The sequence below is a fragment of the Mucilaginibacter rivuli genome, from assembly GCF_019391655.1.
GTDB lineage: Bacteria > Bacteroidota > Bacteroidia > Sphingobacteriales > Sphingobacteriaceae > Mucilaginibacter > Mucilaginibacter rivuli.
In genome coordinates this window covers 570,008-586,340 of sequence record NZ_JAHXPQ010000001.1, presented here as the reverse complement: position 1 = coordinate 586,340, position 16,333 = coordinate 570,008, and the positions used below count along the sequence as shown (strand labels likewise).

Sequence of the window (16,333 nt, the reverse complement as noted above, 5' to 3'; positions counted from 1 at the left end):
AAACAGATGAAAAGAATATTTTCGATAACGATAATTACGATAGGCTTAGCCTTGGGCAGCTGTAACAAGCTGGTTGATGAACAGCCAATTTCTTCGGGACTACTGTCAAGCTTCTTTCATAACAAGCTTGATGCTGATGCAGCCGTAGCCGGTATGTATGCCGAGTTCCAGATAACAATGATAAACAACAGCGGCGGGCAGTATAATAACCGTATTACCTGGTGGGGCGAAGCCCGCTCGGATAACTGGGAGAGAAGGCCCGTTTACGCGCTTGCATCGCAAAATGAGATTGATTTTAACGGCTTAACCAGTACCAATACATATGCCGACTGGACGCTGTTATACCGAACCATAAGCCGCGCGAATTTATTGCTGCGCAATTTACCGCTGATAAAAAACTATACCACACCGGGTACAACATTAGCTTTAACACCAGCTTTGGAGGCAAGCTATACAGCACAAGCTTTAACTATGCGTGCACTATGCTATTTCTGGATAGCCAGGGTTTGGGGTGATGCGCCGTTACGCACAACAGTTTACGATCCGGGTGATGTTGCCGAGCAGGCAAAAGACCCACAGGCTAAAATATTACAGCAATGTAAGGATGACCTGCAGGCTGCTTATGACCTGACTATTAAAGGACAAACTCCGATAGTATTCTATTTGGGTGAAGGAGCCATTTGCTCCATTGCTGCAGATGTTTATATGTGGGATAAAGATTATACCAACGCCATAAAATGGTTCAAGCTCTTATTTGCAGCTAAGGCGCCAACAGGCAAAGTATACAATGCTGCCGGAACAGGGGTAACAGGCTCAGGCGGCTCAGCTGCCGACCTGCAATCGGGCCCAACCTGGAATGTACAGTTTGCAACACCAGCCGCCAGTCCCGAAAGTATCTTCAACATTCACTGGGATGCAACCGCTAATGGTTGCGCCTGTATGGCCGGTATATCAAAAACCACCAACGAGCCTTTGATCAGGATGGCCGATCCGTTGTGGACCGCATGGCCAACAAAATCAACAGCTTTGTATGGTACAACTACTGCAACTACTGATATTCGCGTAAAGCAAACATATAACACTTCTTCATCTACAAACCAGCCAATACGCGACAGGAGTTTTTGGAAATTTTACCCGGGTACTTTTGTTGCAGCTACAGCTACTGCTGGTTACACTTTTACATCAACCAACTATGGTGGCCAGGTGGCTAACGTACCGGCAACCGATCAAACCAACGTGTACATCCCAATGTACCGCCTTTCGGGCATGTACCTGTTATATGCCGAGGCTTTAAATAAAACCAACGATCCAACCGATGCCGTGAAATATTTAAACCTGGTAAAAGCACGTGCAGGCGTACCTACAGTTACAACCGCGCAGTTTGCCGACCAGGCATCATTGGAGTTAGCCATTTTAGATGAGCGCCAATTGGAATTGATAGGCGAAGGTGTAAGATGGTTTGATTTGGTAAGAACAGACCGTGTGGCAAGCATAATGGACCCGATACTAAAAGCGCGCCAGCTTGTTGCAGGTAACGCGCAGGTAGGTTGGGGAACGGATAAACGCCGTTACTACTGGCCAATCGCGTCCACAGTATTATACTCGAATAATTTATTGGTACAAAACCCGGTTTACAACGGTCAATAAACTAAAAGATCATGAAAAAAATAAATATAATCATAAGCTCACTTTGCATATTGGCGCTTGCTTCGTGTAAAATTGGCGGCCTTGAAATGCAAAAGGACTTTCAATACGTATCCGGCAACGAACTGCATGGCGAGATCAATAAAACGGCATCGCAATATTTGCAAGACAGGGGTAAAACACCCATCATACCTAATGATACCGTTTTTAAGTATATGCAACTGGGTTTAGAATATGCCGGTATCGATCTGGCTGAATATACCAAACCGGGCCGCACTTACATATTTTTAAGTAATAACTCCATCAGGGTATTGCCAACAACAACGGTTACCGTAAACGGCAAGCCCGTGGTAACCACAACAAGCAATATACCCACTGCAGGTTTTTGGTTCGATTTTCCGATAATGGATAAAAACCCCGATGGCACACAAAAATTTGCCGCCGATGGTGTAACTCCTGTTACCCACCCTGCTAAAGCATGGAGCGATTACTCGGTAGCAACCGTAAGAAACTATTTCCTGTATCTGATAGGCCAGGCCGATGTTGGCTTTAACAATGCTAATTACGTTAATACGAGCCTTGCGTCTTTACTACCTGCAGGTGCAGTTGCCGGTAAAGAATCAAAAATGGGTTACCTGGTAGTAAATTCTACACCGATGTTGAATGCTTCGGGAGCGCGTGTATTGGTGTATAATTATACAACAGGAGGTAACGGATTTGACCTTGAAGGCAAATTCAACATTAAGTTTGGCAGCGGCGATTTTACTCCCCTGGTAATTAATGACAATACCAACGTTGCCACAGGTGGACTAATAGCCACTAACGGGCAGATCCACGTTTGCGCTACAACTGTTTACCCCAGCAGGTATTGATAACCTGCGAATAACAATAACTGATAAGCTGCCGCGATAATTGCGGCAGCTTATTATCTAACTAATATAAAATCCGCTTTAAAAACCTGCGGTATTATAGTGAGATATACCCGCCTACTATCCTTGTTTTTAAAGTTTTATACGCCTATATGTTACCCAAAATACCATTTACGCTTGTTTGTTTGCTTTTGGTTGGCCAGTTAAGTTTTGCCCAGCAAAAAGCAAAGGATAATGTAGTTATTGAAAAAAAGATAGATGCCTTAATGGCGAAGATGACCATCGAAGAAAAGATCGGTCAGTTAAACCAATACACCGGCGATAGGTTGGCCACCGGCCCGGTTACGGCCAACAGCACTAAATTTCAGGATATCAAAATGGGCCGCGTAGGCTCAATGCTCAATGTGCGCGGCGCTGCCGATACCCGCATGGTACAGGAAATAGCCTTGCAATCGCGCCTTAAAATACCTTTGATATTTGGTTTGGATGTGATACATGGTTACCGCACACACTTCCCTATACCTTTGGCCGAAGCCGCAAGCTGGGACCTGGATGCGATAGAACTTTCGGCACATATCGCCGCTACGGAAGCCGCAGCCTCGGGCTTACACTGGACGTTTGCACCGATGGTGGATATCAGCCGCGACCCGCGCTGGGGGCGTGTAATGGAAGGCGCCGGCGAAGACCCTTACTTAGGCTCTCTGATCGCAAGGGCAAGGGTACATGGCTTCCAGGGGAATGGCTTGGGTAATACTGATGCGATAATGGCTTGTGTAAAGCATTTTGCGGCCTATGGCGCCGCTATTGCCGGGCGCGACTATAATACTGTAGACATGAGCGAGCATATGCTCTGGGAGACTTATTTGCCGCCATTTAAGGCTGCTGCCGATGCAGGCGCCGCCACCTTTATGAACTCCTTTAACGAATTGAACGGCATCCCGGCAACGGGGAGCAGCTATTTGCAACGTGATATTTTAAAAGGCAAATGGGGCTTTACCGGTTTTGTGGTAAGCGATTGGGGATCGGTACGCGAAATGGTAGCACATGGATTTGCCAGGAACAATTACGAGGCAGCCAAATATGCCATTACCGCAGGCTCGGATATGGATATGGAGGGGCACGCTTATATTGATAATTTGAAAAAACTGGTTAACGATAAAAAAGTAGACATTGCCTTAATTGATGATGCTGTTAGGCGCGTACTGCGCAAAAAGTTTGAGTTGGGTTTGTTTGACGATCCTTTCCGCTTTAGCGATGCCGCACGCGAAACAAAGGTTTTATCCGATCCGAAAAATAAAATAGCTGCCCGTACAGTTGCGGAGAAAAGCATCGTACTCCTTAAAAATCAGAATCAAGTGTTGCCACTATCCAAAACTACAAAATCAATAGCCGTTATTGGCCCGCTGGCAAAATCCGGCGATGATATGAAAGGTGGCTGGGCCGTGCCATGGGAAAACGACCATTTGGTTTCGCTATACGAAGGCCTGATGAACAAAGTAGGTAACAGCGTAAAACTGACCTATGCCCAGGGTTGCAGCATAACCGACAGCAGCAAAGCCGGCTTTGCCGAAGCTGTGGAAACTGCCCGGAACGCCGATGTTATTGTTGTTGCCATTGGCGAATCGGCCTATATGGCAGGCGAAGCCAAAAGCAGAGCTAACTTGAATGTGCCCGGCGTACAGGAAGAATTAATAAAAGCGTTAAAAGCTACAGGCAAACCCATGATAGTAATGATGATGGCGGGCCGCCCGTTGATATTTAATTATACCGCTCAAAATGCCGATGCTATTTTATATACCTGGTGGCTGGGTACCGAAGCAGGCAATGCCATGGCCAATGTACTGTTTGGCGATTATAACCCATCTGCAAAATTACCTATCACATTTCCGAGAGCAGAGGGGCAGATACCGATATTTTACAATGCCAAAAACACCGGCCGCCCCGTTAAGGACTTAAACGACATAGTTTATAAATCAGCCTATATTGATATGCCTAACAGTCCGGCTTACGCCTTTGGTTATGGTTTAAGCTATACCACATTCACACTTACAGATTTGAAGATAAACCAGCCGAAAATGACAAAGGACGGCAAGCTACAGGTAACCTGCATGCTAAAAAATACCGGTAATTATGCAGGTGCGCAGGTAGTGCAATTATACCTGCACGATTTGGTGGCAAGCGTAACCCGGCCCGTAAAAGAACTAAAAGATTTCCAAAAGGTGTTTTTGCAAGCCGGCGAAAGTAAGGAGGTAACCTTCGTTATCGATAAAGAGAAATTATCTTTTTATGATTCGAAGCTGAATTGGATAACTGAGCCCGGCGAGTTTAAACTGATGATAGGTGATGCATCCGACCACATCGTATTGGAAAGCAGTTTTGAATTGATTGACTAAATAAATATAACAACCATTTTCCCCGTAATTGAAAAAGATGAGAAGAACACTTTTATTGACCGCAGTTTTGGCGACGGTGTTTTTTAGTGCGGAGGCACAGTTTTCGAGTCTGTCGAAAGATGAAATTGTAAAACTGAAGCGCCTGATCAATACCAATGCATCGGCCAAAGAAACATTTGGCAATTTTAAGGCTGCCGCCGCAAAGGCCATGACCGAGCAGCCCAACCCGATCGAAGAAATAACATCGGAAGGTTTATTGGCCGGAAATCCCGACAAGGTAAAAAGCCTTAAAGCGGTGGAAGACGCGGATAAGATATACGCGCTGGCATTGGTGTACAAAGTGGCCGGTAACAAGGCCTGCCTGGATAAAGCAAGCCAGTACCTGTTAGCCTGGGCCAAAGTGAACAAAAGCAACGGCGACCCGATTGACGAAACCAAACTTGAAGCTATGTTTTCGGGCTACGACCTGATCCGGGATGATGTGAGCGCCGATGTACGCAAAACCACTGATGAATGGCTAAACAGCATTGCTGATGGCGAAATTAACAGCAAGTACGCTCAAGGCGATAAAGGAACCGCCATTAATAACTGGAACTCACACCGCATAAAAATCATTACGATGATAAGTTATGCCACACACAATAAAAGCAATTATAGCATGGTGCAGCGTGAGTTGGAAAAGCAAATAGCCATCAACCTGTTCCCCGATGGTTCGGGACATGATTTTAAGGAGCGCGATGCCCTGCACTACCACATTTATACCTTAGAGCCTTTGCTTAGCGCGATAAGTACTATTTACCGCGCTACGGGTAAGGATTATTTTAACTACCAATCGGCAACGGGTTCATCTGTCAAAAAATCGGTTGACTTTTTAGTGCCATTTGTTAACGGCGAAAAAACACACGGCGAATTTTTAAACAGCAAATCAGGTTTTGACAGGGCACGCGCTAAAAACGGCGAAGCCGGTTACCTGGCAGGTGCAAAATTTAAGCCCGAAACAGGTGTTTATTGTTTGGAGCAGGCTTCGTACTTTAGTGGTACGTATCTGGTGGCTGTGCTGGCAGTATCGGCAACGCAATACAACAACGATTGGCAAATATTACTTAACAAAGTAAGAGAACCATTCAAAACCAAATAAACCAATTATGCTTATTAAAAATTTAAAGGGCCAATTATCGGCTATCATTTTAGGTGTGCTCATCGCATCATCCGCTACAGCGCAAAAAGTTGATGTAGCAAAAGAGTTTAAAAGCGCTGAGCTGCAAACATCGTACATGCTTAACGAGGTGAAAGACATTGTTGATACCAGCAAAACCCTGGTATCGCCGCGTACTTTCGAGAACGGCAAATTTAAAATGGTAAAATCAAATGATTGGACCAGTGGTTTCTTCCCCGGTATTTTGTGGTATATATACGATTATACCAAAGACACCAAATGGATGGAGCAGGCTAAAATATACACTGCCAAAATTGAGAAAGAGCAGTTTAACAAAGGCACACACGATTTAGGCTTTATGGTGTATTGCAGCGTTGGCAATGCTTACCGCCTAACAAAGGATGAGCGTTATAAAGCAATTATTATACAGGCCGCAAAATCGTTGAGTACACGTTTTAACCCGAAGACAGGTGTGATAAAATCATGGGATCATAACAAGGATAATAAATGGACCTATCCGGTTATCATCGATAATATGATGAACCTGGAATTGCTTTTCGAGGCGACAAAATTATCAGGTGATTCATCATTCTATAAAATAGCGATATCGCATGCTAACACTACCATGAAGAATCATTTCCGCGCGGATAACAGCTCGTACCACATGGTTGATTATGACCCTGCAACCGGTAATGTAATAAAGAAGATAACTGTACAGGGCTATGCCGATGAATCGGCATGGGCACGTGGACAGGCATGGGGCCTTTATGGTTTTACCGTTTGCTATCGTGAAACGCACGATAAAAAGTATTTAGAGCAGGCGCAAAAGATCGAGAAATTCATTTTTAGCAGCCCAACCATGCCAAAGGACCTGATACCCTATTGGGACCATAACGACCCGGCTATCCCGAATACCCCGCGCGATGTATCGGCGGCGGCTATCACCGCCTCGGCTTTATTAGAACTTTCAACTTATACTAAAAACACCGGTTACAAGGCCAAGGCCAATACAATTTTATACAACCTTAGCCAAAGCTACAAAGCACCCATAAATACCAATGGCAATTTTATTTTACTGCACAGCACAGGCCACAAACCTATTAAAAGCGAAGTTGATGTACCATTAACCTATGCTGATTATTATTATTTGGAAGCTTTGTTGCGGAGTAAAAGGATGAAATAAATTAAAAACATTTTACACCCAAAAACTATAAAGGCGCTAAGATATTAAATACACTTAGCGCCTTTGGTTTGTACCAAGCTGTTATTTATTCCCCCTCCCTAACCACATCAACCCATCCAAAATAAACTTACTTTCCATCTCACTATCGAAAGTATGTGATAGCGTGCGGTTGGTTTTATCGTACTTATGCTCGTAATCCATATCGTTGTGCCCCATATTCACATAAATCATTTTGTAACTTTTGTTGGCCCAGGCTACGGGGTAATACCCGCTATGCCATATTTCTGACTGCTTTGGCCCTGTACCCACCGGGAAACTTGCCGAATCGATAGCCAGCAAAATGCGGATATCCGGGTTTTTGCGCAGGTCGTTTTGCCAGCGGTACCATTCGTTTGGGGCAGATGTGAAAGTTTGCGGCAGGTTTTTAGTTGCGGGATGCTTAGCCTCTACCCTTAGTATGGCCGAAGTTGGCCGCCAGGTATTGCTGCCATATTGCCCGGAACCTAAAAAGGTTTGATGGTACCAATCCCAGTTTTGCTCAACACCCGATGTTTTGAGCGCAAATGCCGAAAAGTGAAAACCCATCCATGCGCCGCCATGCTCCATGTAGGTTTGAAAAGCCGCGCGTTGTGCAGGGTCTTCAGGGCGGGTGTCTAAAAACAAAACCACGTTGTAATGTGCCAGGTATCCGGCATTCAGGTTGGCCCAGTTTTGGGTGGAATCGTAAACGAAATTATACTTTTTTGCCATGGCGGGGAACCATGTGTTGGCCTCGTGTACAAAACTGATATGGGCAAGGTCGTTCCTGGCGGTATAAAAGGCGATCACCTTAAACTTCGGTTTATTTTTTCGCGCTTGCGCGTGTACCGTGCAGGCAAAAATAAGAGCGCAGCATAGCACTGCAATATGTTTTAAATGGTGCATAATTGTGATAGGTTTATGCTTGTAATTTACAAAATTGGCAGCATTATCCCGCAAGTATTTATTACTTTGGTATAATGGAAACACAAAACGCCGCATACTGGATAAAACATTTACAACTGCAACCCCACCCCGAGGGTGGTTACTATAAAGAAGTGTTCCGGTCGGCTATGGATGTGGTACGAACAACATCACAAGGCGTAAAACAGGCCTGCACATCCATCTATTATTTGTTGGAGGGTGAAGATTATTCGGGCTTTCATCGCATCCTGTCCGACGAGATCTGGTATTTTCATAAAGGTGTGCCCTTGTATATCCATGCTATTGATACGGAGGGTAATTATGTGGTTCATGAGTTATCAGATACCATTACGGGGAACTTATCGGTAGTGATAGAAGCTGGGCAATGGTTCGCGGCAGAAATACCATCGGCAGATGGTTTTGTACTGGTAAGTTGTGCCGTAGCGCCGGCTTTTGATTTTAACGAGTTTGAGATGGCGAAACGGGAGGAGTTGCTGGCGAAATATCCGCGGCACGAGGGGATAATAAACAAGCTTTGCAGGGAGTAGTAAAAACCGTTAACCGGGGCATTATTGCGGGAGATTAGTGGTGAAGTAATAGTATAATATATATATTGTACATTGTAAAAAAATATTTATATGACTGAGGCCACAGATGGGAAAAGATTCCTTAATTACATAATAGACAGAATTATACTATGGCTCTTTTTCACAACGGGTCCAATAAATTTTAAGGAATACTCATTCATCCTACCCGGAAAATCTTTCACCGTTTTATTGATATATGGTATCATCTGCTTTGCATACTATTTTTTAACAGAATATTTTCTTGGAAAAACGCCCGCAAAATTTCTTACAAAAACATTAGTTGTGGATGTGAATGGGAACATGCCATCAGCAAGGGTAATTGCCACACGAACCCTGTGCAGGTTAATACCTTTTGATGCCCTATCATTTATTTTTGCGACAAATGGCTGGCATGACAGTATTTCGGATACCAGGGTAGTTACTGTACTTGAGGAGGTACCTTTTGATGAGACACAGTCGGGACAATATTAGCCACTTGCTCATATCGAAAACAATCGATACATTTGTGGCGATATAACAAGAAGATGGATATTAAGAAAGTAGAGAAAATATCGAAAGCTTTGGGCGACCCCTACCGCCTGAAGATAATGGGTATGGTAAAACAACAAAGTACCATGCAATGCGCTTGCATTGTTGATAATATTGACCTGGCACAATCAACCATATCGCACCATATTAACCTGCTGGTTGATGCCGACCTGCTTATTGCAGATAAGGATGGCCGTAATTATAAGTACCAGATCAATCAGCCTGTTTTTAGCGAATACATCCAATTTTTAGCAGCATTTGAAGGAAAGTAAACGGAATGTCATATAAATCGAAATATTTCGATTTATAAATTTACCGCCGTACTATTGCATCACCAAATCAAAAAGTAATATCATGAATACAAAAATTACCAATTGGAAAAAGAACGATCAAATAAATCGAATTATTTCTATATATCAATCTATTTACCCCTTGCTTAGCCTATACCTTAACCGGTAAAAAATTTTAGAAAAACAAATCGAATAATTTAAATACATCAATATAATATCACAATAATTAAAAAAAGAAATCATGAAAAAGTTAGAAAATAAAGTAGCCGTAGTTACAGGAGGTAATAGCGGTATCGGTTTAGCAACGGCTAAACTATTTGCCGAACATGGCGCAAAAGTAACCATTACCGGAAGGAACCAAGCCACTATTGACAGCGCAGTTGCAGAAATAGGCAGCAATGCAAAAGGCTTTATCAGCGACACTGCTGATTTGAAAAGCATCACATCATCTTACGAAAAGGTGAAAGATACATTTGGTAAGATAGACGTATTGGTAGTAAACGCAGGTGTATTTATAGCTGCACCATTGGCAGATTATACCGAAGAAATGTTCGACCAGACAAGTGATATTAACTTTAAGGGTGCGTTCTTCTCGGTACAAAAGGCCTTGCCTTATTTAAACGACGAGGCATCGGTTATCATCACTTCATCGACCGTGAGCGAGTATGGTATGGCTACAGGTGCTGCCTACGCGGCCAGCAAAGCGGCAGTGCGTTCGTTAGCAAGGAGCTTTTCGGTGGAGTTGTTAGACAGGAACATCCGTGTGAACGTGCTGGCTCCCGGCCCTATCGAAACACCGATCTTCGGCCGTAATGGTGCTACCAAGGAACAGATAGATGGCTTTAAAGAGTACCTGACAAATGTTACTCCGGTGAAACGCCTGGGCACCTCGGAAGAGATAGCTGAAGGCTTCCTGTACCTGGCATCAGATGATTCAAAATTTATGGTGGGAAGCGAATTACTACTTGACGGCGGCATCCGTAACCTGAACTAATTAATCTGGCAGTCCGGTTTAAATATGCCGGGCTGTTTTTATACCCTACAACAATCAAACAAAAATATCATGACAGAAGAACTGACCTTAGACCCTGCCGTGGCACAAACTACGCAGATCATTAAACAGGTAATTAATGCCTGGAAAGCTCAAAGCAATACAATTACCGCCTTTTTTAATAAATACGATGACGCCGTTTACCTGAATGAGGTAGCGCCCGGCCGTAACAGGGCCATTTATTTATTGGGGCATTTGGTTTCGGCAAGCGATGGCTTGTTCCCGCTGTTTGGTTTAGGAGAGCGCATTTTTCCTAAACTGGAAAGACTGTTCAGCACCAATCCCGACCTTACATTTGCCGATATACCTACCATAGCCGAGCTAAAACAAAACTGGGAAACAGTGAACATAGCCCTTGCTGCACATTTCGACAGCATGCAACCTGAAGAATGGCTGGACAAACATACGCGCGTATCTGACGAGGACTTTGCTTTGGAGCCAACACGCAATAAACTGAACGTACTGATGAGCCGCACCAACCACATCAGTAACCACCTTGGGCAATTGTTTTTGTTGCCTAACAGGAAATAATTACACCTTAAGAAAAAAAGCGCCCGATATACTACCGGGCGCTTTTTTAACGTCGCGGTATTTTATGCTGTCAATATCACTTTTAATGCTTTCTCTTTAGCCGCGTTGCCGAAGGTTTCATAAGCTTCCATTACCTGGTCTAACCTGAAATGGTGGGTAATGAGTTGCTTTGGCTGGATCTTTTTAGCCTGTACCGTTTTTAGTAAAAGTGGCGTGGTAACCGTATCAACCAAACGCGTGGTAATAGTTACGTTTTGCGACCACAGAGTTTCGAGGTGCAGTGTAACGCTTTTACCGTGAACACCTATGTTGGCAATGTGAGCGCCCGGAGCAATAATAGCTGTACACAACTCGAACGTTGCCGGTATGCCAACAGCCTCGATGGCTACATCAACACCGATACCCTGTGTAAGCTCCATTACTTTTTTTACAGCATCGGCTGATGAACTGTTAATGGTTTTAGTTGCGCCGAAAGTTTTGGCTACTGCCAGTCGGTTATCATCCTGGTCGATCATGATGATCTCGCCGGGCGAGTAAAACTGGGAGGTTAACAAAGCTGCCAAACCTACCGGTCCTGCTCCTACAATAGCAATGGTATCGCCGGGTTTAACTTGCCCGTTCAATACGCCGCATTCAAAGCCGGTAGGCAAAATATCGCTCAGCATTACCAATGCTTCTTCATCAGCCCCTGCAGGGATAGGGTATAGGCTATTATCGGCATGAGGTATCCGGACATATTCGGCCTGAGTACCATCAATAGTATTCCCCAATACCCAGCCACCATCTGTACAGTGGGAATACATCCCTTTTTTGCAATAACTACATTTACCGCATGATGTGATGCAGGAGATAATCACATGATCGCCTTTTCTGAAATTAGTTACCGCGCTGCCTGTTTCTTCAACAATACCTACACCTTCGTGGCCGATAATGCGGCCATCTGTTACTGCCGGTACATCACCCTTCATGATATGCAGGTCGGTACCGCAAATAGTGGTTTTTAGGATCTTTACAATAGCATCTGTTGCTATTTTGATAGTGGGGCGAGGCTTATCTTCGAACGCTTTGTTACCGGGCCCATGATAAACTAAGGCCTTCATCGTTTGAGCGACAGATTTTTCTTCCTGGGTTTTTCCGCCGCGGTACATTAATGTTTCCATGTTTTTAGTGGTTTAATGTGACTCGATAAAGAATAGGTAAACAAAGATGCGGATGGTAACGGCTATATAATATGCCCGCGATCACTATTTGGAATGATGTAATATACAAACAGAAGATTATCCGCTTTATCCCATATCGGCGGCTACATTGCTTATACCATGAAATTACTTATTTATAAATAAGTGCCGAATCGATCGATCCCGTGCGGGGGGCATAAAACGTTACACGCTTGATATCAGTAATGACCATTTCAGGCTTACCCTTTACTACAGTTACCTTACCCGTAAAATGGCCGAATTTTGTATCCGTTAATTTGGCCATGGTTTCTGCCGAGTTAAATTTGAGGTGCACCAAAAAATTAGCCGAGGCCTGGTTGTAACCAACTTTTATAACCGCATCGTCTTTATTAGCTGAACTTACATAGTAAGCATGGCCCACAACTTCAACAAGTTTGCCTTTGTATTTTAAGGCCTTACTTGTACCAATACGTTTTTGCGCTGATAGATTTAGGCATGCCGTTATCAAAACAAATAATAGGGTAAGTTTTTTCATATTTCCACAACTAAAATTGTATAATAAACTCGGTCCCTACACCGGGTTCACTTTCTACCCTTATCGTCCCGCCAAGGGTTTCAACCTGTGTCTTCACCATAAACAAGCCCATACCTTTACCTTCAACCGTAGTATCAAAACGTTTATAGAGGCCAAAAAGATGGTCACGGTTCTTTATCAAATCAATACCCTTTCCATTATCTTTAACGCGGATCTCGATCTTATCTCCCAGCTTTATTGTTTTGATGAGGATATGCGATTCCACATCTTTACGGCGATATTTTATACTGTTTAACACCAGGTTATAAAATATGCTGTATATGTAGCTGCGTATAGTATACATGGAGGCACCCTGTGTAAAATCACAATCAAGCTGAATGTTTTCTTTGTGCATGATGGTAAATATACCCGCTTTAATATCTTCGCATATAGCCCTGAAATCAACATCTTCTTTCAACTCAGTACCTGGTTTACGCACCTGCAGTATCTGGTTAAGGTCGCGTATCACATGCTCAACGCTATTTACTGATGCCGATATTTTTTCAATTATTTCCTGCCTTACTTCGGCATCATCATCTATATCATTCAAAATATTGGTTAGCCCGATGATATTAGCAACAGGCGAGCGCAGGTTATGCGATACGATATAGGTAAATTGTTCCAGGTCTTTATTGTGACGTATAAGGTCGGTGGTTATTTTTTCCCGCTCCAGCGCGGCAAGTTTAGTCCGGGTAATATCTTTGTTTGATAAAATATAGCCCGAGTGCTTACCTTCATTGTTCTTTACCATAACCCAACGCACGCTGTGCCATTTTACTTCGCCGTTAGTGCTTGTATAGGTTATTTCGTAGGTATAGCTGCCCTCGCGTTTAACTTTTTCTATCAGCTCTAAAATAAAGCCCCAACGCTCGGGCGCAAAATAGTTTTTGATATCCTCGTTAATTTTTAAGCTCTTGTTGTTTTGCTCCTCTGAATATTGCTGAGCCATGGCATTAAATGATACTATGCGCAACTCATCATTAAACAAAACATAAGCCGATGCCGTATTTTCAAAAATGGTACGCAAGTTGGCTTCCGAAGTTTTAAGGGCGTCTTCATCTATCCGTCGTTGTGTAATATCAGTAACCATAGCCAGGGCACCTTTATACGCTCCTTTATCATCAAATATCGGGTTAGCCGAAATATTGGTCCAAACATGTTTACCTGTTTTGGTAACGTAACGGATATCGAGTTTTTCTTTGGCTCCGTTGCGGCGGCGCTCCATGCATGCTATGGCATAGGCTTTACCTTCTTCATCCATAAAGTCGTATAGCTCTTTGCCCATCATTTCTTCGGGGCTATAGCCTAAAATATCCCCTATAGTTTTATTAACAAAGCTGGTTTTGTTGTTGGCGTCAATAGTCCAGATACCCTCTTGCGCGGTTTCCACTATCTGGCGGTAAAAGGTTTCGCTTTCCCGATGTTTTTCTTCAACTGCTTTGCGGGCGGTAATATCGCGGGTAACACCGTCAACGCGGGTCAGCTTGCCGGCGCCATCAAATGATGGGATCAGTTTTTTTTCTACCCACAGCATTCCGCCGTCTTTACGAAAAATGCGGTACTGGCTGTTTACTTGTTCGCCGCGTTGCAGTTTTTCAGGTTCGGCAAGGGCAATGTGCTTGTCCTCATCATGTATCATTTTAAACCATAGGCGGTTATCGCTGGTAAGTTCATTTACAGCATAACCATAAAGCTTTTGGCAACCTTGCGATATTTGAATAAGGCTTTTTGTAGCCGGATTGAACGAAAAAAACACTTCGTCCATCGCATCAAAAAACCTGGCCCACTCTGTGTTAAGGGGCTCTTTTTCGGGATCTTTCTGTTGCGATGACATATACCTGTACGGGGAATCAGTTTAATTGCTACAAAGTTATTTATTAATTTAATATGTAGCCAGTAATAATATAAGCTTAAATACCTGTTTAAGTGGTTTGTAAGTCTGTTGTGTATTTTATCACAATAGCTTAAATTCGTTTTTAACATGACGACCCATAACCGACGAATATTTTTAAAGCAGGCCACTTTACTTACCGGTGCCTTTAGCGCTACAAGCTTGTTTAGCCAGGCACATGCCGAAACATTCGCGCAAGCAAATAAAAAGATAGCCCACCTAACGCCGCAACAGGCCGCGCAGGATGAGGATTACTGGGCCACCATACAACGCGCCTACAGCGTAAGCACCAATATTATGATACTGAACAACGGCGGGGTATCTCCATCGCCAATAGTAGTTCAGGATGCTGTTGAGCGCTATAACCGCCTGAGTAACGAAGGGCCAAGCTATTACATGTGGCGCATACTGGACCAGGGCCGCGAACCCTTGCGCGAAAAGCTGGCTTTGCTGGGCGGCTGCCCGCCCGAAGAGATAGCGGTTAACCGCAACGCTACCGAAGCGCTCAATACCATTATTTACGGACTGCCGCTAAAAGCCGGCGACGAGGTGATTGGTACTAAACAGGATTACCCTCACATGGTGCAGGCCTACCGCCAGCGCGCCAGCAGGGAAGGGATTGTATACAAGCAACTGAGTTTCGATTTTCCGATAGAGGATGATGACGTTATAGTGAAGGCTTATGCCGATGCCATTACGCCCAAAACCAAGCTGATACATGTTACGCACATAATCAACTGGGTAGGCCAGATTATGCCGGTACGCAAAATTGCCGATATGGCGCATGCACGCGGCATTGAGGTAATATGCGACGGCGCGCACAGCTTTGCCCTGCTTGACTATAAAATACCCGACCTGCATTGCGATTACTTTGGCACCAGTTTGCACAAGTTCCTGAGCGCCCCTATTGGCAGTGGTATGCTTTGGATAAAGCGCGAAAAGATTGAAAAAGTATGGCCACTGTTGTGCGATGATACACCTAACGGACCCAACATTCGCAAGTTTGAAAACATTGGCACACGGAGTTTCCCGATAGAGCAGGGTATTGGCGAGGCCGTGAATTTTCAACTGGCTATTGGCACCAAACGCAAGGAAGAACGTATACGCTACCTAAAAAACTACTGGGCCGAAAAAGTGCTGCACATCCCCAAAGTAAAACTGCATACCTCGCTCAAACCCGAATACAGCTGCGCCATTTGCGGCATCAGCATTGACGGCATGACGCCCGGCGAATTGGACAGCACCCTGTTTGGCACCTATAAAATACATACCACCAGCATTGTTATTGAAAATATTAAATGCGTGCGTATAACACCACATGTGTATACTACTTTGCAGGATCTGGATAAGTTGGTGAGGGCGATTGGGAAGATTGCTGCTAAAGTGAAATGATGCCAGAGGTCGGGTTTGACACACGCGGCACGCGTGCGCCAGCAACGGTGAAGTAGCAGGTTTGATTGGCAGTGGCAACGTATATTATTAGCGATGAGTTTGAAACCCATCGCTATGAAGAAGA

The 16,333-nt window shown here is 44.1% G+C and carries 15 protein-coding genes; 11 read left to right on the top strand and 4 right to left on the bottom strand.

Features of this window, described 5'->3' with window-relative positions:
- Window positions 1-6 precede the first annotated feature (6 nt).
- The 5 genes from KXQ82_RS02525 (at window position 7) to KXQ82_RS02505 (ending at window position 7,245) form a co-directional block, all read left to right on the top strand.
- Complete coding sequence (locus KXQ82_RS02525; RefSeq protein ID WP_219486484.1) at window positions 7-1,647, top strand: RagB/SusD family nutrient uptake outer membrane protein; 1,641 nt, start codon at window positions 7-9, stop codon at window positions 1,645-1,647.
- Window positions 1,648-1,658: 11 nt separating this feature from the next.
- Window positions 1,659-2,516, top strand: coding sequence for a hypothetical protein (locus KXQ82_RS02520; RefSeq protein WP_219486482.1), 858 nt, complete (start codon window positions 1,659-1,661; stop codon window positions 2,514-2,516).
- Between the two features lie 149 nt (window positions 2,517-2,665).
- A complete protein-coding gene (gene bglX, locus KXQ82_RS02515; RefSeq protein ID WP_219486480.1) occupies window positions 2,666-4,906 on the top strand; it encodes a beta-glucosidase BglX in 2,241 nt (746 codons plus the stop codon).
- A gap of 37 nt (window positions 4,907-4,943) precedes the next feature.
- A complete protein-coding gene (locus KXQ82_RS02510; RefSeq protein ID WP_219486479.1) occupies window positions 4,944-6,044 on the top strand; it encodes an alginate lyase family protein in 1,101 nt (366 codons plus the stop codon).
- Window positions 6,045-6,051: 7 nt separating this feature from the next.
- The gene (locus tag KXQ82_RS02505) at window positions 6,052-7,245 is read left to right on the top strand and encodes a glycoside hydrolase family 88 protein (RefSeq protein ID WP_219486478.1); all 1,194 of its coding nucleotides are present in this window, start codon (window positions 6,052-6,054) and stop codon (window positions 7,243-7,245) included.
- Between the two features lie 81 nt (window positions 7,246-7,326).
- On the opposite strand, the gene KXQ82_RS02500 is transcribed toward KXQ82_RS02505, so the two are convergent.
- Window positions 7,327-8,169, bottom strand: a complete 843-nt coding sequence (locus KXQ82_RS02500) for a ThuA domain-containing protein (RefSeq protein WP_219486477.1) — start codon at window positions 8,167-8,169, stop codon at window positions 7,327-7,329.
- A gap of 74 nt (window positions 8,170-8,243) precedes the next feature.
- Between KXQ82_RS02500 and KXQ82_RS02495 the strand changes: the two genes are divergently transcribed.
- The 5 genes from KXQ82_RS02495 to KXQ82_RS02475 all read left to right on the top strand — a co-directional run bounded on the left by KXQ82_RS02495 (window position 8,244) and on the right by KXQ82_RS02475 (window position 11,174).
- The gene (locus KXQ82_RS02495; RefSeq protein ID WP_219486476.1) at window positions 8,244-8,735 is read left to right on the top strand and encodes a cupin domain-containing protein; all 492 of its coding nucleotides are present in this window, start codon (window positions 8,244-8,246) and stop codon (window positions 8,733-8,735) included.
- A 90-nt stretch (window positions 8,736-8,825) separates the two neighbouring features.
- Entirely contained in the window at window positions 8,826-9,245 is a 420-nt protein-coding gene (locus KXQ82_RS02490; protein WP_219486475.1) for an RDD family protein, read from the top strand.
- A gap of 53 nt (window positions 9,246-9,298) precedes the next feature.
- A complete protein-coding gene (locus KXQ82_RS02485; RefSeq protein ID WP_219486474.1) occupies window positions 9,299-9,574 on the top strand; it encodes an ArsR/SmtB family transcription factor in 276 nt (91 codons plus the stop codon).
- A 259-nt stretch (window positions 9,575-9,833) separates the two neighbouring features.
- Window positions 9,834-10,586 carry an SDR family oxidoreductase gene (locus KXQ82_RS02480; RefSeq protein WP_219486473.1) on the top strand — a complete coding sequence of 251 codons (753 nt, stop codon included), beginning with the start codon at window positions 9,834-9,836 and terminating at the stop codon, window positions 10,584-10,586.
- Window positions 10,587-10,655: 69 nt separating this feature from the next.
- Window positions 10,656-11,174: a DinB family protein gene (locus tag KXQ82_RS02475; protein WP_219486471.1), complete on the top strand. Its 519-nt coding sequence runs from the start codon at window positions 10,656-10,658 to the stop codon at window positions 11,172-11,174.
- Between the two features lie 62 nt (window positions 11,175-11,236).
- On the opposite strand, the gene KXQ82_RS02470 is transcribed toward KXQ82_RS02475, so the two are convergent.
- The 3 genes from KXQ82_RS02470 to KXQ82_RS02460 all read right to left on the bottom strand — a co-directional run bounded on the left by KXQ82_RS02470 (window position 11,237) and on the right by KXQ82_RS02460 (window position 14,760).
- Window positions 11,237-12,334 carry a zinc-dependent alcohol dehydrogenase family protein gene (locus KXQ82_RS02470; protein ID WP_255563367.1) on the bottom strand — a complete coding sequence of 366 codons (1,098 nt, stop codon included), beginning with the start codon at window positions 12,332-12,334 and terminating at the stop codon, window positions 11,237-11,239.
- 169 nt (window positions 12,335-12,503) lie between these two features.
- Window positions 12,504-12,887, bottom strand: coding sequence for a hypothetical protein (locus tag KXQ82_RS02465; RefSeq protein ID WP_219486470.1), 384 nt, complete (start codon window positions 12,885-12,887; stop codon window positions 12,504-12,506).
- A gap of 10 nt (window positions 12,888-12,897) precedes the next feature.
- Window positions 12,898-14,760, bottom strand: a complete 1,863-nt coding sequence (locus tag KXQ82_RS02460; protein WP_219486468.1) for a PAS domain-containing sensor histidine kinase — start codon at window positions 14,758-14,760, stop codon at window positions 12,898-12,900.
- A gap of 147 nt (window positions 14,761-14,907) precedes the next feature.
- Between KXQ82_RS02460 and KXQ82_RS02455 the strand changes: the two genes are divergently transcribed.
- A complete protein-coding gene (locus tag KXQ82_RS02455) occupies window positions 14,908-16,209 on the top strand; it encodes an aminotransferase class V-fold PLP-dependent enzyme (protein ID WP_219486466.1) in 1,302 nt (433 codons plus the stop codon).
- The last annotated feature ends 124 nt before the right edge of the window (window positions 16,210-16,333 follow it).